The sequence below is a fragment of the Priestia megaterium genome (genome assembly GCF_046599315.1).
GTDB lineage: Bacteria > Bacillota > Bacilli > Bacillales > Bacillaceae_H > Priestia > Priestia megaterium_F.
In genome coordinates this window covers 173,312-194,273 of the sequence record NZ_JBKIKC010000009.1, presented here as the reverse complement: position 1 = coordinate 194,273, position 20,962 = coordinate 173,312, and the positions used below count along the sequence as shown (strand labels likewise).

At 35.7% G+C, this 20,962-nt stretch carries 21 protein-coding genes, 1 tRNA gene, 1 pseudogene and 1 other annotated feature; of the genes and pseudogenes, 17 read left to right on the top strand and 6 right to left on the bottom strand.

The genetic code is table 11. The annotated features are described in order from the left end of the window. Positions 1-247: 247 nt before the first annotated feature. The 5 genes and pseudogenes from ACLHDF_RS22625 to ACLHDF_RS22605 all read left to right on the top strand — a co-directional run bounded on the left by ACLHDF_RS22625 (position 248) and on the right by ACLHDF_RS22605 (position 5,481). Positions 248-1,003, top strand: coding sequence for an SDR family NAD(P)-dependent oxidoreductase (locus ACLHDF_RS22625; RefSeq protein ID WP_413920853.1), 756 nt, complete (start codon positions 248-250; stop codon positions 1,001-1,003). Positions 1,004-1,052: 49 nt separating this feature from the next. Beyond that, a pseudogene (locus ACLHDF_RS22620) lies at positions 1,053-1,770 on the top strand (Tn3 family transposase); the annotation flags it as partial. Positions 1,771-2,047: 277 nt separating this feature from the next. Next, positions 2,048-2,291: a binding site (T-box leader), on the top strand. A gap of 57 nt (positions 2,292-2,348) precedes the next feature. Beyond that, complete coding sequence (locus ACLHDF_RS22615) at positions 2,349-3,917, top strand: 2-isopropylmalate synthase (RefSeq protein ID WP_413920852.1); 1,569 nt, start codon at positions 2,349-2,351, stop codon at positions 3,915-3,917. Between the two features lie 596 nt (positions 3,918-4,513). Then, positions 4,514-4,930 carry a MarR family winged helix-turn-helix transcriptional regulator gene (locus ACLHDF_RS22610; RefSeq protein WP_413920851.1) on the top strand — a complete coding sequence of 139 codons (417 nt, stop codon included), beginning with the start codon at positions 4,514-4,516 and terminating at the stop codon, positions 4,928-4,930. Positions 4,931-5,034: 104 nt separating this feature from the next. After that, positions 5,035-5,481 carry a GNAT family N-acetyltransferase gene (locus tag ACLHDF_RS22605; RefSeq protein WP_413920850.1) on the top strand — a complete coding sequence of 149 codons (447 nt, stop codon included), beginning with the start codon at positions 5,035-5,037 and terminating at the stop codon, positions 5,479-5,481. A 376-nt stretch (positions 5,482-5,857) separates the two neighbouring features. On the opposite strand, the gene ACLHDF_RS22600 is transcribed toward ACLHDF_RS22605, so the two are convergent. Continuing rightward, positions 5,858-5,929 (bottom strand) — tRNA-Ala (locus ACLHDF_RS22600). A gap of 106 nt (positions 5,930-6,035) precedes the next feature. Further along, positions 6,036-6,584, bottom strand: a complete 549-nt coding sequence (locus ACLHDF_RS22595) for an HD domain-containing protein (protein WP_413920849.1) — start codon at positions 6,582-6,584, stop codon at positions 6,036-6,038. 239 nt (positions 6,585-6,823) lie between these two features. Between ACLHDF_RS22595 and ACLHDF_RS22590 the strand changes: the two genes are divergently transcribed. Next, complete coding sequence (locus ACLHDF_RS22590) at positions 6,824-8,122, top strand: GH25 family lysozyme (protein WP_413920848.1); 1,299 nt, start codon at positions 6,824-6,826, stop codon at positions 8,120-8,122. Between the two features lie 181 nt (positions 8,123-8,303). Then, positions 8,304-8,534 carry a hypothetical protein gene (locus ACLHDF_RS22585; RefSeq protein ID WP_413920847.1) on the top strand — a complete coding sequence of 77 codons (231 nt, stop codon included), beginning with the start codon at positions 8,304-8,306 and terminating at the stop codon, positions 8,532-8,534. Positions 8,535-8,685: 151 nt separating this feature from the next. Here the strand turns inward: ACLHDF_RS22585 and ACLHDF_RS22580 are convergent, their stop codons facing one another. Then, positions 8,686-9,585 carry a DMT family transporter gene (locus ACLHDF_RS22580; RefSeq protein ID WP_413920846.1) on the bottom strand — a complete coding sequence of 300 codons (900 nt, stop codon included), beginning with the start codon at positions 9,583-9,585 and terminating at the stop codon, positions 8,686-8,688. Between the two features lie 137 nt (positions 9,586-9,722). On the opposite strand from ACLHDF_RS22580, the gene ACLHDF_RS22575 reads away from it, so the two are divergent. From ACLHDF_RS22575 to ACLHDF_RS22555, 5 genes are all read left to right on the top strand, one after another. Then, entirely contained in the window at positions 9,723-11,159 is a 1,437-nt protein-coding gene (locus ACLHDF_RS22575; protein ID WP_413920845.1) for a PLP-dependent aminotransferase family protein, read from the top strand. A gap of 484 nt (positions 11,160-11,643) precedes the next feature. After that, positions 11,644-12,300, top strand: coding sequence for a hypothetical protein (locus ACLHDF_RS22570; protein WP_413920844.1), 657 nt, complete (start codon positions 11,644-11,646; stop codon positions 12,298-12,300). Positions 12,301-12,435: 135 nt separating this feature from the next. After that, complete coding sequence (locus tag ACLHDF_RS22565; RefSeq protein ID WP_413920843.1) at positions 12,436-13,281, top strand: DUF2971 domain-containing protein; 846 nt, start codon at positions 12,436-12,438, stop codon at positions 13,279-13,281. A gap of 65 nt (positions 13,282-13,346) precedes the next feature. After that, positions 13,347-13,544 (top strand): ChaB family protein, encoded by a 198-nt coding sequence (locus tag ACLHDF_RS22560; RefSeq protein ID WP_413920842.1) that lies wholly within the window; start codon positions 13,347-13,349, stop codon positions 13,542-13,544. Between the two features lie 520 nt (positions 13,545-14,064). Next, complete coding sequence (locus tag ACLHDF_RS22555) at positions 14,065-15,837, top strand: alkyl/aryl-sulfatase (RefSeq protein WP_413920841.1); 1,773 nt, start codon at positions 14,065-14,067, stop codon at positions 15,835-15,837. Between the two features lie 9 nt (positions 15,838-15,846). On the opposite strand, the gene ACLHDF_RS22550 is transcribed toward ACLHDF_RS22555, so the two are convergent. Next, the gene (locus ACLHDF_RS22550; protein ID WP_413920840.1) at positions 15,847-15,996 is read right to left on the bottom strand and encodes a hypothetical protein; all 150 of its coding nucleotides are present in this window, start codon (positions 15,994-15,996) and stop codon (positions 15,847-15,849) included. 198 nt (positions 15,997-16,194) lie between these two features. Between ACLHDF_RS22550 and ACLHDF_RS22545 the strand changes: the two genes are divergently transcribed. Both ACLHDF_RS22545 and ACLHDF_RS22540 read left to right on the top strand, forming a co-directional pair. Continuing rightward, entirely contained in the window at positions 16,195-17,487 is a 1,293-nt protein-coding gene (locus ACLHDF_RS22545) for a Glu/Leu/Phe/Val family dehydrogenase (RefSeq protein WP_413920839.1), read from the top strand. A 238-nt stretch (positions 17,488-17,725) separates the two neighbouring features. Continuing rightward, positions 17,726-18,286: a nitroreductase gene (locus ACLHDF_RS22540; protein WP_413920838.1), complete on the top strand. Its 561-nt coding sequence runs from the start codon at positions 17,726-17,728 to the stop codon at positions 18,284-18,286. A gap of 300 nt (positions 18,287-18,586) precedes the next feature. Here ACLHDF_RS22540 and ACLHDF_RS22535 read toward each other — a convergent pair whose 3' ends face one another. Together ACLHDF_RS22535 and ACLHDF_RS22530 are read right to left on the bottom strand one after the other, a co-directional pair. Continuing rightward, positions 18,587-19,072, bottom strand: a complete 486-nt coding sequence (locus ACLHDF_RS22535) for a hypothetical protein (protein ID WP_413920837.1) — start codon at positions 19,070-19,072, stop codon at positions 18,587-18,589. A 21-nt stretch (positions 19,073-19,093) separates the two neighbouring features. Then, entirely contained in the window at positions 19,094-19,507 is a 414-nt protein-coding gene (locus tag ACLHDF_RS22530; RefSeq protein ID WP_413920836.1) for a thiol-disulfide oxidoreductase DCC family protein, read from the bottom strand. 202 nt (positions 19,508-19,709) lie between these two features. Here ACLHDF_RS22530 and ACLHDF_RS22525 point away from each other — a divergent pair, with 202 nt between their 5' ends. The 3 genes from ACLHDF_RS22525 to ACLHDF_RS22515 all read left to right on the top strand — a co-directional run bounded on the left by ACLHDF_RS22525 (position 19,710) and on the right by ACLHDF_RS22515 (position 20,938). Beyond that, a complete protein-coding gene (locus ACLHDF_RS22525) occupies positions 19,710-19,940 on the top strand; it encodes a hypothetical protein (protein ID WP_413920835.1) in 231 nt (76 codons plus the stop codon). Between the two features lie 125 nt (positions 19,941-20,065). After that, positions 20,066-20,386 (top strand): transporter associated domain-containing protein, encoded by a 321-nt coding sequence (locus ACLHDF_RS22520; protein ID WP_413920834.1) that lies wholly within the window; start codon positions 20,066-20,068, stop codon positions 20,384-20,386. A 354-nt stretch (positions 20,387-20,740) separates the two neighbouring features. After that, a complete protein-coding gene (locus tag ACLHDF_RS22515; protein ID WP_413920833.1) occupies positions 20,741-20,938 on the top strand; it encodes a hypothetical protein in 198 nt (65 codons plus the stop codon). The last annotated feature ends 24 nt before the right edge of the window (positions 20,939-20,962 follow it).

Here is a 20,962-nt window from a genome sequence, read left to right as displayed (position 1 = left end):
ATCAGTTTCTTTTAACCATTGAAAGTATTTTGGCTCCATTTATAATTACAGACAGATGCTGATTAATCGCGAAGCGTTGATTTATGGTGTTTTTCGGCCGACACACAAGTCTGGGAGCGCGTACTACTCAGATGTCTGTGGAAGACTTTTCTACAAAGAAAAAGTTTTCCACCAGCCACTTTTAGTTGTCTTAAAGTCTGCTTTAAATTGTAAGGTTTATTTATAACAATAATAAGGAGGAATCGTTATGGCAACCATGAAAGATAAAGTAGTAATTGTAACGGGAGCACGGTCAGTCATTGGGCTTGCAACTGCGCAACTATTTGCTAAAGAAGGTGCAAGTGTAGCTTTGGTTGACATAAATGAACCAAAGCAAGAAGCTGAGGAGTTAGTAGATGCAGGTTATAATGCAATATCTATTTGTTGCGATGTTTCAATTGAGAAAGATGTTGAAGCTATGGTCGAGAAAACTGTTGAAGCATTTGGAAAATTGGATTACGCATACAATAATGCTGGTATTCAAAGCCCAGTTACGGATACTGCTGACCTAACTGAAGAAGAGTACGATAATGTAATGAATGTTAATCTTCGAGGTATCTGGTTATGTATGAAATATGAGTTGCGTCAATTGAGAAAACAGGGCACAAAAGGAGCTATTGTTAATTGCTCTTCATTAGGAGGTTTAGTGGGTATTGCGGGGCGTTCTGCTTACCATGCTACAAAGCATGGAGTCTTAGGCTTTACCAAAAGCAGTGCTTTAGAATATGCTGCTAAAGGGATTCGTATCAATGCGGTTTGTCCAGGAATCATTGAAACACCGATGGTTGAAAAAATGCTAACTACTCAAAGTGATGAAATGCAAGAATTGATGAAGGCAGTCCCAATTGGTCGTCTAGCAAAACCCGAGGAAGTTGCTTCGGTAGTTCTTTGGTTATGTAGTCCTGCTGCAAGTTATGTAATCGGTCAAGGAATAGCAGTTGATGGTGGCTATACAGTCCACTAATTTTATTCCATTACCAAAAGCATCTTGGAAGAACGAATTCATAGAATAAACTTTTATAGAAATAGACCGAAATTATGTAGATACCCATGGACAAAGTGTCGTTGCTTTTGCCTTTTGTCATCTGCTTGGTTTTAAATTGATGCCACGCTTCAAAAATATCGGTTCTCAAAAGTTGTATCATCCTGAAGCTGGTATGAATGAAGAATACCCTCACTTTCAACCTGTTTTAAGTAAACCGATCAACTGATATCTCATCCGTCAACAGTATGAGCAAATCATTAAGTTTGCAACTGCTTTACGGTTAAGAACTGCATCAGCAGAAGCAATTTTAAAGAGATTTACAAGAGATACGAAACATCTGACTTATCTAGCTTTATGTGAATTAGGAAAAGCGATCAAAACGATTTTTTTATGTAATTATTTACACTTTGAGGAGATTCTTAGAGAGATTCACGAAGGGCTAAATACCTTTGAAAACTGGAGCTCCGTTAATGTCTACATTTTGTGCGGGAAAAATAGTGAGATTCGTTTCAATTCTCTAGAAGACCAAGAAGTGTCTGCGTTATCGCTCCAATTGCTTCAAAACTGCTTAGTTTACATTAATACCTTAATGGTTCAAGAGGTTCAATAACCAATATTGACTGAAGAAAATGACTCCTGAAGATTTTAGAGGATTAACGTCTTTATTCTATAACCATATGAATCCTTATAGAACCTTTGAACTCAATATGGATCAGCGAATACCTATTGAGTGGAAAGTGTCATAGCTTACATCATTTTGATCGGTGATAAAAAAACCAGCTAATATCATGACAAGATATTAGCTGATTTTTGCTACTAATACTACGTTTTTCTCCAATATGACAAATATACTAGAATCTTTTTAAGAATGTACTTTAAACATTACTCAAGAATAGTAGATGTTTATGTGCAAATTGATAACTTGCAAAAGTTATATTTTTTATATTCTAAATAAATTTTATATTCAAAAAATTCAGTTGACAAATCGATTAGATAGATATAATATTGCATGTAATCAAATAATAATAAGCAAAGATTGGAAATAGTAGAAGGATATATAAACTTATCAGAGAGCCGATGGTTGGTGAGAATCGGTAGTTATTGCCTTTGAACTCATCCAAGAGCTACTCTCTGAACATTATAAGTAGGAGATGTCGGTTTTCTACCGTTATAAAGATAGGTGGTGATAGCTGCCGAAAATGAGTGGGTTAATTATGTAGTGATTAATCAATTAGAGTGGTACCGCGAGCAACGCCTCGTCTCTATATTTTTATAGAGGCGGGGCTTTTTTTATACATTAATATAACAAAGGAGTGTTTCTGAAATGACGAGAAAAATTTGGATGTTTGATACAACTTTAAGAGATGGCGAACAAGTTCCAGGGGCTAAGCTGAATCTGTATGAAAAAATAGAAGTAGCACAGCAACTAAAGAAGCTGAAAGTCGATATTATCGAAGCTGGTTTTCCTTCATCTTCAGTTGGTGATTTTAATGCTGTGAAAGAAATTGCTATGAAAATAGGAAATACAGACGAAACGATTATCACAGCGTTAGCAAGAGCAGTAAAGGCTGATATTGATGCTGTTTATAATAGTGTGAAATATGCTGGAAAACCGTTAATCCATATAGTTTTAGGCGCTTCAGACATTCACGTAGAAAAGAAGTTTGGGAAATCGAAGAGTCAAATTTTAGATCTCGGTGTCGAGGCAGTAAAATATGCAAAAACATTTCTACCAGATATACAATATTCGACGGAGGATGCGTCTCGCTCCGATTTTGAATATTTATGGGCAACGATTGGAGCTGTTGTAAAGGCAGGGGCTACTATTATTAATGTGCCCGATACAGTTGGCTATGCCGAGCCGGAAGAGTTTGGTGAACTAATCTTCAAAATAAATGATCGCTTGAAAAATTTGAATGATAAAGTGCTTTTAAGTGTCCATTGTCATAATGATCTTGGTATGGCAACTGCGAATACGTTAGCTGCAATTAAAAATGGGGCAGATAAAGTTGAGTGTACGATAAATGGCATTGGTGAGCGTGCAGGTAACGCTGCACTAGAAGAAGTTGTGATGGCAATTAATACGCGCTCATCAATCTATAACGCTTACACAAATATTAATACGAAAGAAATCATGAATACTTCTAGGGTGGTAAGTAGTTTAATGGGGCTTGATGTACAAGTAAATAAAGCCATTACGGGAGATAATGCTTTTGCTCATTCTTCAGGCATACACCAAGACGGTTTATTAAAATCAAGAGATGCTTACGAAATCATTAGCCCAATTGAAGTTGGTTTAGATGACATGGAACTTGTTCTAACCGCCCGTTCTGGACGTCATGCGGTAAAAAATGGGCTTGAATCATTAGGTTTTAATGAGATGACTAACATACAATTTGAAGGGGTATTTAAAGCTTTCCTTGAATTGGCAGATGCGAAAAAAGAAGTATATAATCATGACTTATATGTCATCGTTGAGAACTATTATGCAAAAAATGATATTCATAATCAGGATATGACGCACTATAGTGATCATTTTTATGAATTAATGGACTTGCAAGTGATTAGTAATACAAACTTCCCGTCTGCAAGTGTAAAGATTAAAAAGGGTGATCAAATATTGAAAAGCAGTGCAGTCGGTTCTGGCCCGATTGATGCTTTGTATTCTGCTATTACAGAAATTAGTGATTTAGATATTAAATTGATTGAATATAATACTAGCAGTGTATCAAGAGGTAAGGAAGCACTAGGGAAAGTAAAGATTAAAGTGGAATATAGAGGAGAAAAGTATGTTGCCAAAGCAACAGATACGGATGTTATGAAAGCAAGTGCATTTGCGTATATCAATGCTGTAAACAGTATTGTAGTTGATACTTTACTTCCGATTGAATAGATAAAAAGGTAATGTTTAACGTAATATACTTAGTTTGTTAAGGTAATCAGAAATTCCTAGGTATTAGCATTTGTCTTCTGATTTATTGCCTGAAAACATGCTACAAGAGATAAAAGTAAAAAGCTGCATATCCGATAAAAGCCACCCTAAAGAGAACCCTACTTTCAAAAGGGTTTTCGGGGAGGTGCGTTTCAAAAATAGTAATTATGTAAAGTAGATTTGTATATCATATAAAGATAAATGTTTTATGTGATATAAGGCTTGTATAATTTGATTTCTTTTGTTATTATATCGCGTATAACGATACAACAAGGAAGCATCATGATTTAATAAAATAAGCGTTAGTATGTATTTCTCTTGTTTTATGCCTATTAGTCATCATTATATCGTGCATAACGATACAATAAGGAGGGTATTAGGAAAATAAGAAAAAGGACTCTGACATAAAAAAGGATTTTTGGCACTACTTGAATGAGGTTATTAGAGTTCTTATTATGACCAAATAAACAAGGGTTAATATGTCTTTGTTATTTGCTTTATTAGTATCCGTTTTGTTAATATATCGTAAATAACGATGTATGAGAGAGGATTAAAGCATGGATGTTACGAAAATTAATGACTCATTAACAGATATCTATTTTTACTTGCACTATAAACATGAAGAAACGTTAACCCACCAAAATATTCGATGTATGCAAATGATTAAGAAGAAAAAAGAGGTAACGGTAAAGGATTTATCAGAAGTACTTAGTGTTACCCATCATACGGCTTCTGAACATATTAAGAGACTTATTAACAAAGGGATTTTAGAAAAAGAGCGTTCTGCTTATGACAAGAGAATTGTTTATGTAAAACTTACTCCTTACGGCGAAGAAGCTTTAAAGCGAAACACAGAATTAGATGAAGAAAAATTAAAAATGATTTTAGAGCGACTTTCATTGGAGGAACAACAAAAAATTATAGATGCTTTTTCCATATTAAGAGAAGAAATAAAACATGTATACTCCACTTAAAACGACTATTTTTCAGCTATATAACGGATGGTATTGGTACTCCCGTTAGTAGGAAAGAAAATATATTGTTAACCAATTTTATATGATATAAGGATGATGAAAAGGTGAAATTTCGTAAAGCCACTGTCAATGAAATAAATCAATTGATTTATTTAAGAAAGAAACAATTAGTTGATGAAGGAATCGAGCCTAATCAAGAGATTGATACGGAACTAAAAGAGTTCTTTACTAATAAAATGAGCGATGGTTCCCTAGTTGAATGGATAGTAGAAGATAATGATGAAATAATTGCAACAGGTGCTATCATTTTTTTTGAATTCCCACCTACCTACACCAATAAGAGTGGTAAAAAGGCTTATATTACCAATATGTATACGAAAGAAAGTTACCGTGGACAAGGAATTGCCACTAAGTTGTTAACTAAACTAGTTGCTGAAGCGAAAACAGCAGGTATTATAAAAATATGGCTTGGAGCCTCGAAGTTAGGTAGGCCTGTATATAAAAAATTTGGTTTTAAAGAGACTGATGAATGGCTAGAATTAGACATTTAAAAATTTATACTTTAGGTTAAGGGTTACCCTTTCGGTATAGGTATAAGACTGAAGGGGTATTTATATAAAAAATTTATTTGTGATAAGGAACATTATGTAAATCTTAAATTATATTGTATGTAATCTTTCTTAAGGTTATTTGGTGAAATATAGTTAATGTTGTTTAGAGGAAGAAATCAAGCGAGAGAGGTTGTTCGTTTTTTTATACGTTATTCAGGTCGCTTCATTTGTTTTTTTCTAATAACTGCTTTTCTTTTAAAAGAAAATAAAAAACCTCCTCATGGAAACTATGAAGAGGTTAGGGTGAATAGTAGCTCGACCATTTCGCGCTATAGAGTTTCAGAAGTGCCTTAAACTCTTGCTTCGACCGCTTTTATGGAACTGATGGGATTCGAACCCACGACCCCTTGTCTGCCAGACAAGTATTCTCCCACTGAACTACAGTCCCGGTTATGTAGAGTCCTTATTGTGTATCGACTCTACTATATTTTAATACGTATGCTGCGCGTTCGCAATAGTTATTTTCAGTGTTTTCTAATTTCTTTAGAGGAATATTAACTTCTAAAAAAATCATTTACTTCTTGTTCGTACGTATAAAAAAAGCTTGGAATTTGGTTTGGTTCTAATCCTTTTGTAGCGTATTTACTAATGGATTGATAGTACCATTTCTGCTTTTCGAATCCTCTTTTAAAGCTATTCCAAATCAGATCTCCTTGCTGATCGTAGCTTTCTTTTAAAGAGCGTAAATTGTCTAATTTATCTGCTACAATTAAGGCTTTTACTTCAAAAGAACCAGTTTTAACGATTTGAATTGTATGCTGTTTACGTTCTTCCCAGCTCTTTGATTTGTCTTCTGTATGAGCTTCAACAATCTCCGCTACTTCTAAACCAAATTTCTGTCCAATTTCTTCAAGTGTTACACTTGTATCTTCTACAGCATCATGCAGATAAGCTGCTGCTATTACTTCTTCACTAAAACCTGCTTTTTCTAAGATATTGCCTACGTTAATAGGGTGAACAATATAAGGTGTATCAGACAACTTGCGCATTTGGCCGCTATGAGCGTGTTCTGCATATGTACGCGCTTCTTTTATTAAAGACATCATATTCCTCCACTTTTATAAAGTATATTTTTATATTTAGTATAAACGACTATAGCTCTAATAACTTTATCAAATTGCATAAATTCTTTTATTTTAATAAGATAATCCTCTAAAAATCTTCTAGTGCCTAAATCACTCCTTATGAAACAGCTTATTATAAAGCCTAAAATTTATTTACTAGGGCTGTATCAGTTGCCATTTCGTTTTTTATTCATAGTTTGTATCAAGGAGGGATAGCAATGCAAAACCGTAATAACCAAAATATTAAGGTTATTGATGTTTCTCATCACAACGGAACAATTGATTCGGTAAAAGTGGCGTCGGATGGCGTAAAAGGCGCGTATATTAAATTAACAGAAGGCACAACCTTCTTAGATAAAAAATCATATGATAATTATATAGGAGCAAAAAATGCAGGTTTACGTGTAGCCTTTTATCACTTTGCTCATGCCGATAATGATCCTATTGCAGAAGTTAATTTCTTTTTAAATAAATTGGGCAGCATGAAGGTTGATTTACCTCATTGCTTAGATTTGGAAGAAAATAAAGGGAAAACAAAAGCGCAGGTCACAGCCTTTGCAGTTAGGTGGATGGAGTATATTGAAAAGAAAACAAGCATCACACCTATTCTTTACACAGGATATAGTTTTATTAAATCCAAATTTACAAGCGCTGTAGCAAAATATCCGTTATGGGTAGTTCGTTACAGTGGAAGTAACCGCTCTAAGGGATTTACTAATCCAGGGAATACAGCGATTTGGAATAGATGGGCTATGTTCCAATATACAGATCAAGGAAAGGTAAAAGGAATTAACAGCAATGTTGATATTAATGAAATGGATCTAGATTTTTTTAATAGTATCAATACAGGCATTACGATGGTGGAAAATAATAAACCCTCAGCACAATTACAGCAAGGTGATGGCGGACTAGCTGTAAAAGAACTGCAGCAAAATTTAACTAAATTAGGATTTGAACTTTCTCAACACGGAACCGATGGTCAATATGGGAATGAAACTACTGCAGCTGTTAAAGCTTTTCAAGAAAAGTATGGATTAACGTCAACTGGAAAAGCTGATGAAAAAACATTAGCTAAAATTATGGAATTGCTTAAAGATGTAAGTAATTCTATAGAAGAATCATTACCAAAGGTTACTTCACTGGGTGATAAATATTCTTTCCAAGTAAAAGCGAAGAAGGATATTGGGGTCTACAAGTATGCGAATCTAACAGAGAATTTTAGAACAATAAGAAAAGATACGGTATTTAGCGTATATGGCTATACGTATGCAGCATGGGCTGTTCCAGGTGGATTTGTGCAAATGAAGGACGTGGAACCTATCCCTGTTACAATTAAAACAGGTGGGTTAAGTAAAGACATGGAAGCAGAGTTCCGTGCTTTCTTGAAAAATGAAGGAATTGACAGTGAATTACATGTACATGCAATAGGTAATCCATCAGCTGAACTCGAAGCATCTGAGCTTGATTTTGTAAAAATTAAGCAATTTTTAGATAAAAAAGGTTGGTACTACAAATAACAAAACCCCACTCTTCGGAGCGGGGTTTTATGTTGGATTTAATAAGAAAAAGGGATAACAGACATCAATTAAGTAATTAAAGTATGTTCTAAATAATATAATAGGTAACAAAAAAATTCTATGTATAGTTCACCTGTATTCGTCATATTTTTAGTGAATAGCTCATGGAAGGTGAATGTATATGAAAAATATGCAGGTTCGAATTGAAACACTATCCTACCACTACGAAAGTATTATGGTGAACGATGAAGTAGAGCGCGCCATAAAAAGTATTGAAGTGACATATCGATTATATAAGCATAATCATGTTTTAAACGGACATGTAGTACTTTCAGGAGAAGATATTTACAATCTTCAACACCTCACTCAAGCAGTGGCTGGGAAAATAAAAGCAGAATTGGAAACTACATAAAAAAGCACCTTTCTTAAATCTTGGTTTGAGATTTAAGAAAGGTGCTTTTTTATATTAATTAAACTGCAAAAAGAAGAAATTAAAGTATGTTCTAAATGAAATGTATAAATAAAAACCCTATCAGCTAAGAGAATTTTTTAAACCATACACATTATCTTTGTATTGTGAACCTTGTCTTTTTCATCGCTACTCGTCTTTTACTATGTGTAAGCAACACGCCGCATAATGTAATGATGCTTCCGACAATGGATACTACGCTCGGGATATCTTTTAAAAGCAGCCACGCTAAGAAAAATGACAATGCGGGAGTTAAGTAAAGAGAAATAGCAGCTTCAGCAGAACCTACACGTGATGTCAGATAGGCGAGTATCATATACGGAATAACAGTTGGAAATAATCCTAAATATATAACGCTTATCGCTGACCTGAAAGAGATATGCACAAGTTCTGTTCCTAACCCTGGCAAGAAAACGAGCATAGAAATTGTAGCTCCCCAAATACTGTACGTCACAAATGAAAGAAAGCCATATTTTTTCAATAAATCTTTTTGACATACTATATAGATGCTTTCTGCAAGGGCAGCTAATAGAATCAGTAAGATTCCATTAGCTGAGTGTACAAAATTCTCTTTGCTGAAGGTCAAAAGTACAATACCTGCAAAGCTTACTGCAGATCCAATCCATTTTCTTTTTCCGAACTCTTCGCGAAAAAAGAAAACAGCTAAAAATGAGGAAAAAATAGGGGTAGTCGAGACAAGTAAACTCGCAATACCTGCACTCACTGTTTTTTCTCCAATATTTAATGCCGTGTGATATACTGTAAAACCTAAAAATCCGAGTACTAAAAGAATTGGGATATCTTTTATATCAGGTAAGCGCATGCATGTGGCTATTGTAATAACTAATAGCGATACGGACGCAATACTTAATCGAACAAAGGCGAGATGCTGAGGAGTAAACGATTCCAGTCCTATTTGAATAACTGGAAATGCTGAAGCCCACAAGCTAATCATCAGTAAATGTAATAACACAAGATTAAACGTTAATTTCATACCTATTCATCTCCATTTTTTCATTTTGAACCCAACCAGTTTCTATCGTTATTCCCATGTTAATAAATATTTGATAAAATGTCTTCAACCAGTATGAAAACAATTAACCCAACCACTTGAAAAATAGGAGTAAACGAATGACTCAAGAAAACAGTTCAAGTTATCCAAAATACAAGAAAATTATTGATTTTATGAAGGGGAAAATCGCCCGTGGAGAATGGCCAATTGGAAGTAAAGTTCCTAGTCAGCGAAAGCTTGCGGCTATGTTCGGCGTTAATCGAAGTACGGTTATCACGGCACTAGATGAATTAACAGCGGACGGTTTAATTGAAGGCAAGATAGGAACGGGAACAATCGTTATAAATAATACGTGGACACTTTTGGCTACGAACCCGCCCGATTGGAATGTTCATGTAAAATCCGGTATGCACCGTCCGAGTCAAGCAATGGTACAAGATATCAATGAATCTGAATTTAACTCCAACCTTATTCAATTAAGCAAAGGAGAACTTTCACCTGACGTATTTCCTAAAGATGAAATGAAGTACGCCATGGAAAAAGTAGCAAAAAACATGGAAGTTCTCGGATACGAGGAACCAAAGGGGTATTTTCCTTTGCGGAAAGAGTTAAGTACATATATGAAGACGATGGGCATTAAATCTTCTGCAGATTCTATTTTAATTGTTTCGGGTGCTCTTCAAGCTCTTCAGCTTATTTCAATTGGACTCTTACAAAAGAACTCTTCGGTTTTGTTAGAAAAACCTTCTTACCTGTACTCCTTACATGTATTTCAGTCAGCCGGAATGAAACTCAAAGGTCTTCCTATGGATAAGGAAGGAATAAAAGTAGCAGCTTTAAAACGAGCTGACCCTCAAGAAGGGCAAGCTATCTTATATACAAATCCATGTTTCCATAACCCAACAGGTACATTAATGTCTCAAAATCGGCGTTACGATTTATTGAAAGAGTGCGAGGAACATCAGCTTCCTATTATTGAAGATGATTTATACCGCGAATTATGGCTAAATAAACGGCCTCCTTTGCCACTAAAGGCTTTAGATAAAAATGGGCATGTTTTGTATGTTAGCAGTCTTTCTAAAACATTAAGCCCTGGATTACGTATCGGATGGATAGTCGGTCCAGAACCGGTCATTGAGCGCTTGGCAGATATTAAAATGCAAACAGATTATGGGTCTAGCTCATTATCTCAAAGAGTAGCAGCAGAATGGTTTAAAAACGGTTTATATCAACAGCATATGGAGACCGTACGAACCGAATTGCGAACAAGAAGAAAAGTTATGCTGAATGCTTTAAAAACATACGTAGGAGATTTAGCAACATGGACAAATTCTGAAGGAGGCTTCTTTATATGGGTGCATATTCAACCTTCCATTTCAATGAAGTCTTTATACACTCGTGCTTTAAAACGAGGAATATTGCTTAATTCAGGAAGTATCTATGCGCAAGAAACGGGCTGTTATCTTCGACTCTCTTACGCCTATGCTTCTTTACCAGATATTGATAGGAGCATTAGAATTCTTGCTGAGCTTATTCGAGAATTGCAAGCGCATTAAAAAGGAATAGTGGTTTAACCACTATCCCTTTTTACTTGTATCAAACTCTTCTTCGTATAAAAAACTCTAGATAATAACTGACTATATATTACCGTCTATAAACACGTCTTAGCTTTTATGGCAAAAATAAGTTAGAAAAATTTTAAATTTACTCTCTGTACGTTTTACATGTAAATCATGAATTGTTTTAACTACGTAATCATTATCAAACATTTCTAACACCTCAATTCTTGTTAAGTTTCCTGTTTATTATAGTTTATGAAATAATCAGACACGTATCATCCGCCATCAGCTGTAACTTTAAAGTTCATCTTTTACAACTAAAGGCTGAAACGTACCCTTATGATTGAACACACGAATAACAGAATATGCAAGAGAAAGAAAAGTGTGCTTATTTTGTTTTAAAAAAGGCTATATCCTAAAAAAAGAAAATTGTCACATACATTTATGAATATATATCTACTAAGTAGGAAGGCTTTTTTAGTTGGCAGGATTGAAGGTGAAAATGATGGATGAATTATTTAAAGACCTTGATGTGTACAGAACGCAAGAAGAAATGAAGCAGTATTTTGAACATACGCAGAAAATAATTCGTCAAAACAAGGAGTATATAAAATTAGCACGACTCAAAAAAGGACGTTTCAAAAAGTTTTTTGAAGAGTTTTATCCGCTTTATTGTTTCAGTCAATCTTCTTATTGTCCTAAAAATTCAAAATTAAAGCTTATTATTGGAAGTCAAGGATACGACGGATTGATTCTTCAGCCGGATGGTACTGAAAAACGAATTGAAATTACTTCTTACAAAGATGGGAAACTGGAATTTGAAGATGCACAAAGGGTCAATTCAGGAAATTTTGCTCTCCCCCGTATCTATACAGAAGGTTCTGTAGAAGAGTATGTAGAAAAAGTGTTAGAAAACATCCAAAAAAAGAGCAAAAAAGATTACAGTGGAGCATCTATTTTATTTGTTGTACACACGTTTCATTATTTTGAAGCCTATGGAAAAAGTTCAGCTGCCTTTATTCACACTTTAAAACAAGAGATGAAGAATACCGATTTTCGAGCGGAGGAAATTTATTTATTAGAATTAAATCAGTCAGAAAGTGAAAGTGTTAAGCAAAACATTCATTTTATTAAATAAGAAGACACGTTGCAACATCTGCTGCGTGTCTTCTTATTTAATAAAACTCTTTTAATACAAGTGGATAATTTTGAAAATTAAAATAATTAAATGCTATAATTTACTTACGAATATGCATTCAGAGGAGGAGAAACAATGGATTTAGCTTATAGAGAGAAAGCGTACGAATATGCCAAAAGATTCGAATCTAGCTATGACGATTATGATGAACGCTATAAAGTACACAATAATCCGACGGTGTGGCGATTTATGCCGATGTCTGATTTTCAAGGTTTATTAGAAAACAATGCGCTTTTTTTCGCAAAACCTGATGCATTTTTGGATCCTCTTGAAGGATGCTCTTCGATGTGGAACATAGAAGAGTTGAGAGAAAAAGGTGAACGTCATAACCGCACCTCTAGAACCTATATAAGAAAAATCCATGAATTTTCTGCTGTTTCATCTTGGCATATCAATGAGTATGAAGCTGCTGGAATGTGGGACCTATATTTAAAAGGGAATGATGGCGTAGCTATTAAAACCACCTATGAAAATTTATTATGCAGTATTAAAGATTTACGCTATAAAATCTTCTCTGGTAAAGTACAGTACATAGATTTCCAAAAAGAAATGGTCAGTCACTCTGTATATGACACGTTATTCTATAAGCGAAAATCCTATCAGCATGAAAATGAATTGAGGCTGGTTATTATAGCAAGTCGTATACATGCCTGGAAGCTGCAAAAGCTATTCGAAATTCAAGGCATCTCCGCAAATCAATGGCAAAAACGAATGGACATCCTTGAAAAAAGATCGTATGAGTTTTCTCATGAGTATGGTAACCTCCTTACATGTAATTTACATCAGCTTATCAATGAAATTTACGTATCACCAAGAAGCGCTCAAAGCTGTGTGGATGAAGTGAAAGCTCTTACTAAGAAACACGGACTCGCTTATAAAAAGGTTATTCAGTCTGACTTGTATAAGGACTATATTTATTAAATGTTTACACTCTTTGAAAATAGGTAAATCAGTAGTAAAAGATGTTTTCAAGGAGGAATACTATTATGCCTTACAATTCATTAAAAGAATTGCCTGATGGAGTAAGAGATAATCTTCCTCATCATGCTCAGGAAATTTATAAAGAAGCATTCAACTCAGCTAGTGATGAATACAAAAAAGAAGCTACCGCTCACAAAGTTGCTTGGAATGCGGTGAAAACGAAGTACAAAAAAGATGATACGGACAAATGGGTAAAAAAATAGCGATAAAAGAGCCTAAAGTAAGTTTTAAGTCATTTACTGCGGGTACACATTCTATGTAAGCTCAATACAAAAAAGGAGAGACTGTATACATGCATTGTTTTACAGCGACTTCAAGAAACGTATTGAGCACATTAGAAGGAAGATTTGCTTTGATTACAAAAGGCACATTGGTAAACAATCGTTATACTAAGTGCTAGGCTGTCTAATTAAGGCAGAATACTCGACTATTCAAACGTAAAATCCAGTATAAAAAAGAAGATGCGCCCTAAGCGTATCTTCTTTTTTGTTCACTCTATTTTTACTGCCTTTTTGTACTTCGTCTTATTTTTACGCATAAAGTAATAAAAAGGAGGGGGTTCTGCTGTTTGATTATGAACAGGAGTTAACAATTCAACGAAAAGAGGCTACTCAAAAGACTGCAGCGACCAATGCTGAAGCTTACGAAAAAATAGACTGGAAACAAGTGGAGTCAGAACAAAATTTTGCGGATTACCAAGCTCTTGTACGGGTGCCTTTTCCTGTGATTTTCAAAAAAAATCAGCTGCATCCTGTATGGGATTTAAGAAAGTACGCTTTTTTATTTGAACAATCTATACCTGCTACTGTACATCCTAAACTGTGGGAACAAGGGAAATTAAATGTACAAGCTGGCTTATATGAAGTAACTGAAAACATCTTTCAAGTAAGAGGCTTTGATATGGCTAATATTACCTTTATTAAAGGAAAAACGGGATGGATTGTCATTGACTGCTTAACGTCCAAAGAAACAGCAGAAGAAGCGCTTAAACTAGTAAACCAGCACTACGGAAAACGCCCTGTCAAAGCAGTTATCTTCTCTCATTCACATATAGATCATTACGGCGGAGTTCTAGGGATATTACCTGACTCAACACCAAATAAAACTAGTAAAGTTTATGCTCCCGCTGGTTTTATGGACGCTATTATCGACGAAAACGTCACGGCGGCGGGAGCAATGACGCGAAGAAGTCAATACATGTACGGTATTCGACTGCGACGCGATGAAAAAGGCTTAATTGATAACGGTATCGGAAAAGAAATCTCGCTTGGAACAATCACACTCATTAAAGGAATAGAGGAAATTCGTCCTTCTGAGCACTATTCTTATGCGAGTAAGAGAATTGACGGCATCTCATTTCAGTTTCAGCTTACTCCAGGGACGGAAGCACCGGCTGAAATGAATATCTATATTCCTAGTGAAAAGTCTCTCTGTATTGCGGAAAACTGTACGGCAACTCAGCACAATCTTTATACGCTCAGAGGAGCAAAAGTAAGAGACGCAGCAGCGTGGGCAAGATACTTGCAGCAAGCAATTGATTTATTCGGCCAAGAATTAACAATTTTATTCGGCGTACATAATTGGCCAAGGTTCGGAAATCAATCGTGCATCAAGTATATGGAAAATCAACGAGATGTTTATCAATATATTCATGACCAAACTTTAAGACTGCTGAATCAAGGATATACCATGGATCACGTCGGCCGAATGGTGAAGCTACCAAAAACCCTATCTCAAGAATGGTATACAAACGGCTTTTATGGAACGGTTAACCACAATGCAAAAGCCGTTTATCAGCGCTATATGGGCTGGTATAACAGTAACCCCGTAGATTTAAATAAACTGTTTCCTGAAGAATCAGCTAAGAAATATGTAGAGTATATGGGCGGAGCGGACAACATTGTCAAAAAAGCGCAGCACTGTTTTCAACAAGGCGACTACCAATGGGTAGCCGAAGTGACCAAACAAGTTATTTACGCGGATCCTCACCATGTGAAAGCAAAACTTTTATGTGCAGACGCGCTTGAACAATTAGGGTATATAGCTGAATCTGGTCCTTGGCGAAATGAATATTTAACTGGGGCCAAAGAACTTCGTTTAGGTAATGTACCGCTTCCGACCAACATTATCACAAAAGAGGTATGGAATACACTTCCTTTAAAAAATATTTTGGAACTATTCAGCGTTCGCGTAGATGGATTAAAGGCAGGAACATGTAACTACTGTATATTATTTGTTATACCAGATCGGAATGAGGTAGCTCTCACAGAACTTAAGCATGGAATCTTTAGGTATCTTGGAGATACGCGAAAGAAAGCTGAGGTGACGGTAACGATGTGGCAAGATACCTTATATCGACTCACAACTACAAATGATTACTCTTATAGTTCAGTTATAGTTGTTCAAGGAGATAAATCAAAATGGGATTTCTTTTTGTCTTGTCAGGATTATATCGATACAAACTTTAATATTGTGACACCTGTTTCTAAAAAATAGAGTACCCGCCTACAACTCAGAAAGCACATCGTTTACTTTTTGTTCAAAACAGCTGTCGCACGTGATGATTTCTTTTTCCTGAAAAGATGTTAGCCTTTCCCCACAGATGGAACAGCATTCTATATAGTGATTGCTTTGTTCTTTTCTTTCATTTAACATAGCACTTTCCTCCTTTGTAGTATAAATAGTTTGTCTAATTTCTTTAAGTATATACTAATATCAGCCTATGCAGGGAATATACGGCTTGCTAATGCAGATTATTTATAAAATAAAAGCGTTTTAAAACAGCCGAAATTGGCACAGGAATTGCATATTAAATCATTGAGAAATTTCAATGATTAATATGGGGTGAACAGAATGTCCATTACAAAAACAGCTAGTGAATTAAAAAAAGAACAGCAGCAAGAACAGGAATCACTTAATTTATTTTTATCTACTCAAACTGTTATTCAAGAAGCGCTTCAAAAGCTAGGTTATGGTGAAGAAGTATACCATTTATTGAAAGAACCGCTGCGCATGATGACGGTTCGTATTCCAGTTAAAATGGATAACGGATCGGTAAAAGTATTTACCGGCTACCGCTCTCAGCATAATGATGCTGTCGGGCCTACTAAAGGAGGCGTGCGCTTTCATCCTGAAGTAAATGAAGAAGAAGTAAAAGCATTATCCATTTGGATGAGTTTAAAATGCGGGATTGTCGACCTTCCGTATGGCGGTGGTAAAGGCGGAATTGTATGTGACCCAAGAAACATGTCTTTTGGTGAACTAGAACGACTCAGCCGCGGCTATGTAAGAGCCATCAGTCAAATAGTTGGGCCTACTAAAGATATTCCTGCACCGGATGTCTATACAAACTCTCAAATTATGGCGTGGATGATGGATGAATATAGTAGACTCCGTGAGTTTGATTCTCCTGGTTTTATTACTGGAAAGCCCATCGTACTAGGAGGGTCTCAAGGACGTGAAACCGCAACGGCTAAAGGAGTAACGATTTGTATTGAAGAAGCTGTCAAAAAGAAAAACCTTAACTTGCAAGAAGCGCGGATTATTATACAAGGCTTCGGAAATGCCGGCAGTTTTCTCGCTAAGTTCATGCATGATGCAGGAGCAAAAGTAATTGGTATTTCAGACGCATACGGTGCTCTTTATGATCCGCTTGGTCTTGATATTGATTACCTGCTTGATCGACGAGACAGTTTTGGTACCGTAACTAATTTATTTACAAATGTGATTACAAACGAAGAGCTATTAGAACAAGAATGCGATATTTTAGTACCCGCAGCAATTTCTAATCAAATTACTGTCCGTAACGCGGATCGCATCAAAGCCTCTATTGTAGTAGAAGCAGCGAACGGGCCGACTACGCTTGAGGCCACGCGTATTTTAGATGAAAAAGGTGTGCTTTTAGTGCCAGATATTTTAGCAAGTGCTGGAGGTGTAACGGTGTCATACTTCGAATGGGTGCAGAATAATCAAGGCTACTACTGGTCTGAAGAAGAAGTAGCTTACAAATTACGCAAGGTAATGGTGGATTCATTTGAAACTATTTATCAAATTGCTCAAGAAAATGACGTAGATATGAGACTAGCCGCTTACATGGCCGGAATTAAAAAGTCAGCTGAAGCTTCTCGTTTCCGCGGCTGGGTATAAGATAAAAAACGATTTGGACTACATGTTCCAAATCGTTTTTTATTTGACGAAACTGCCAAATAATTAATAGGAAAACTGCTAAAAAATCAAACACGCTTAAAAAATTGGCACGTTTATTTATCTCCACCCCAGTGATAAGCAAAACAATTGACAATGAGAATGATTTTCAATTATTCTATATACAACACATATACATACCTATACTAATACATTGAATGTAGAAAAGGAGACAGAACGTATGAGCATATTAGATATTATTAAAGCCAGAAGAACGATTGGAGCTATGCAAGACAAAGACGTATCAGAAGATGCTATCAACCTTATGTTAGAAGCTGGCACGTGGGCTCCTAACCATAAAAAGACAGAACCTTGGAAGTTCCGAGTGATTACAGGCGATTCACGTATTCGTTTAGGAGACGAAATGGAACGTATTATGAAGCGAAAAACTGCTCACCTAAGTGAAGAAGAAGCGTTGAAAAAAACAACAAAAGCTAAAAAAGGCCCGCTTCGTGCTCCTGTCATTATCGCTGTAGCAGTAAGTCCTTCTGGAAAAGTCCCGGAAATTGAAGAAGTCTCCGCCGTAGCAGCAAGTATACAAAATATGCTATTAGTAGCGGAAGAACAAGGTTTGGCGACAATTTGGAGAACGGGTGAAATTGTCTATCAGTCGGAACTGAATGACTTTTTATCTCTAGAAGAAGACGATAAGCTCTTAGGATTAATTTATGTTGGGCACCCTAATAAAGAAGCTTCATCAAAACGTATTCCATATCAGGATAAAACGATTTGGTATCGTTAAAAGGTTCTTCCTATGTTTCTATAAATAAAAGGCAGTAGCTCAACTTATGAGCTGCTGCCTTTTTTATTGTTTTTGAAAAGTGGCATATAGAAACTTAATGCAAACATGCAGCGGCATTAAGTTGCGCTGTTATTGGCTTGCCTGCAGTATTCCTTTTTAGTACCTTATGGTAAACTTCTCTAATTTCTATAACTACTAGTCAAAACAGAGAAGGAAATTCCTGTGTTCAGTCTTCTTTTCGAAGGCCAAAATAATAGGTACACGCTAAACCGAAGATAATGGGCAACAAAAGAAAGACGATCATTTAACAGTCACCTTCCTTTCGGATGTTTGAATGTCCACTTTCTGCATAGGGGTTGCAGTGTTGACAAAGAAGATGCCTTTTAACTTTGAATATTCCATCAATACTAGTAGCAAACTCATTGCAAACAGCGGGACGCACACCACTTTAGCAGGGATGTTGAAACAATAGTTAAGGACGGTGATGTTGGCGATAATGGGAAGAAAAATAATGTTCCCTAGTGTTGCAGTACGCGGAATTACCAATAATAACGCAGCTAATAATTCACCAGCGGCGATGAAATAATTGTAGAAATCAGAGTACCCAAAGAAATACCATGCTAGTTTCATCGCAGAATCTTTTGTTGAATCGAACACAAAATCACCTGTTATAAATTGTCCTGGGTAGATTTTCGCCATTCCATAAATAAGAAACGTAATAGCCATGGTCCATCTTAGGGTCGCAAGAATACTTAAACGAAATTTCTCTTTTGTTGATAAACGCATTGTTTTCCTCCATTTGTATGGTTAGTCTAAAAATCGCATTTTTGTTTCAGGGGTTGGCAACATGCATGATGTTTGTTTTCCAAACCACTTGTACCGATTACGTGCAATGAAACGATAGAGTGGGTTCCGAATGAATGTAGGAACCACTCGAAAACACCCCGTCAGTTGAATGGGTTCGCGAAGCTGGTGGACAATATGTAGGATAGCTGTAGACTCTGTATAAAGGTTTCCGTTCATAAGAAGAATGGCCGATTGAAGCGGTGGATACTCATAGTTATGCTGACGAAGCAAGGTTCCCGCAGTATCAGATTGAAGGGATGCAAAACGAAACAGAGCACGCGGATCCCGCTTGATGACAAATTGCACCCATTGGTTGCAGAGATTGCAGACGCCATCAAATAGAATAATAGGATGGTCTAATGGGTTTTGGGACATGACTTTTCCCCTTCCTTTTTTATGAATATTTACTAAAATAAGTATAATAGTTTGCGTGTTGGACTACAAGGCATAAGGGGAAACTTCTGTACTATGTGCAGATACAAACAAATGAATAGCAAAGGTAAAAATATTGTAATATACGAGAAAATATCGAACTTTCACACGTCACTCTCGTATATACACTTAGGAGGGGATTTAATTGTTTAATTTATTTAAGAAGAAGAAAATAGTTATTAGGCTTGAGAAAAGGTATTACAATTTAACTGATTTAAAAAAAGCTTTAGTAAAGTACTTTGGAGAAAGAGGAAAAAGTTGCGAAATTATTGATAAGTATACAGTAAAAGTTGATGATCAAAAATATACTGTTTATGAAAAAACAATTAGTATGTACGGTGTACCCACACAAAGAGTAGTCTTAAAAGAAGTATAAAAAAAGTATTTTGTCTACATAAATTTAAGGACTTAGTTCATGATTATGTAAAACCTGTTATTCAAGTTATTGAAACGTCTTCTGTTAATCAGCTATTAAAAAGAATGCAACAATAGCGCATTCATATGGCTATTTTACGCGATGAATACGGTGGAACAGCAGGTTTAGTAACGGTTGAAAATATTTTAGAGGAGATTGTTGGTGAGATTCGGGATGAGTTTGACACGGATGAAGTACTAGATGCTCACAAAATCAGCAATAACCATTACATTTTTAACGGCCGAATCTCACTGGAGGAAGTAAATACAGTATTAGGAACTGAGATTAGTAACGAAGGAATAGATACCCTGGGTGGATGGATCCTGTCTCAAAAGATTGATGCCCAGATAAACGAAACATTCTCATATGGTGACTTTGAATTTAGTGTAAAAGAACTTAAAGGATGACACATTCAAACGATTGAAGCGGTGCGTAGAGAAGTAGTGGCATTAACTAAATAACATATCCTAATTTGCAGCATGAGAATATTCATTTCTTTTGCTGTTTTTTTATTATTTTCTCCTAACTTAAATTATTAATCTATAATCTTGAGAACATAGGAACTATAAGGAGAGATATTAAATGAGTGAAGTATTAGTACAACCATCAATTTCGATTACTCAATTATTCATAAAAGTGCAACAGGTAAAATAAATTTAAATCCCTCAACACCCGAAGAAGTGATTTATGTTAGTTATATAAGAGAACAACTTAAACCCTTCTTAGAATCCGTTGGCCGCTACCAAAGACAAACTCACAGAGTGGATTATAATTCGGGTATAGCGAATATGCTTTCTCTTTTTATTAACGAAGCAGTACGTACGACGGTGGAACAAGGTTATGCTGTAAAGTATAAAGAAGAAGAGTTTAATAAACTATTATCAACTGCTATTAAAAACTTAATGGGGGAAATCTTGGGTTTGGGGAAGCAAGGCGGCTCTAATATGCTATGCGGCTAGCATAATTTCTTTACTATTGTTCAT

Bases quoted from the DNA above. Each gene is read 5' to 3' on its own strand.
- ACLHDF_RS22625 (WP_413920853.1), top strand. From the start codon at position 248: ATGGCAACCATGAAAGATAAAGTAGTAATTGTAACGGGAGCACGGTCA.
- ACLHDF_RS22615 (WP_413920852.1), top strand. From the start codon at position 2,349: ATGACGAGAAAAATTTGGATGTTTGATACAACTTTAAGAGATGGCGAA.
- ACLHDF_RS22610 (WP_413920851.1), top strand. From the start codon at position 4,514: ATGGATGTTACGAAAATTAATGACTCATTAACAGATATCTATTTTTAC.
- ACLHDF_RS22595 (WP_413920849.1), bottom strand. From the start codon at position 6,584: ATGTCTTTAATAAAAGAAGCGCGTACATATGCAGAACACGCTCATAGC.
- ACLHDF_RS22590 (WP_413920848.1), top strand. From the start codon at position 6,824: ATGCAAAACCGTAATAACCAAAATATTAAGGTTATTGATGTTTCTCAT.
- ACLHDF_RS22585 (WP_413920847.1), top strand. From the start codon at position 8,304: ATGAAAAATATGCAGGTTCGAATTGAAACACTATCCTACCACTACGAA.
- ACLHDF_RS22580 (WP_413920846.1), bottom strand. From the start codon at position 9,585: ATGAAATTAACGTTTAATCTTGTGTTATTACATTTACTGATGATTAGC.
- ACLHDF_RS22575 (WP_413920845.1), top strand. From the start codon at position 9,723: ATGACTCAAGAAAACAGTTCAAGTTATCCAAAATACAAGAAAATTATT.
- ACLHDF_RS22565 (WP_413920843.1), top strand. From the start codon at position 12,436: ATGGATTTAGCTTATAGAGAGAAAGCGTACGAATATGCCAAAAGATTC.
- ACLHDF_RS22560 (WP_413920842.1), top strand. From the start codon at position 13,347: ATGCCTTACAATTCATTAAAAGAATTGCCTGATGGAGTAAGAGATAAT.
- ACLHDF_RS22550 (WP_413920840.1), bottom strand. From the start codon at position 15,996: ATGTTAAATGAAAGAAAAGAACAAAGCAATCACTATATAGAATGCTGT.
- ACLHDF_RS22545 (WP_413920839.1), top strand. From the start codon at position 16,195: ATGTCCATTACAAAAACAGCTAGTGAATTAAAAAAAGAACAGCAGCAA.
- ACLHDF_RS22540 (WP_413920838.1), top strand. From the start codon at position 17,726: ATGAGCATATTAGATATTATTAAAGCCAGAAGAACGATTGGAGCTATG.
- ACLHDF_RS22535 (WP_413920837.1), bottom strand. From the start codon at position 19,072: ATGCGTTTATCAACAAAAGAGAAATTTCGTTTAAGTATTCTTGCGACC.
- ACLHDF_RS22530 (WP_413920836.1), bottom strand. From the start codon at position 19,507: ATGTCCCAAAACCCATTAGACCATCCTATTATTCTATTTGATGGCGTC.
- ACLHDF_RS22520 (WP_413920834.1), top strand. From the start codon at position 20,066: ATGGCTATTTTACGCGATGAATACGGTGGAACAGCAGGTTTAGTAACG.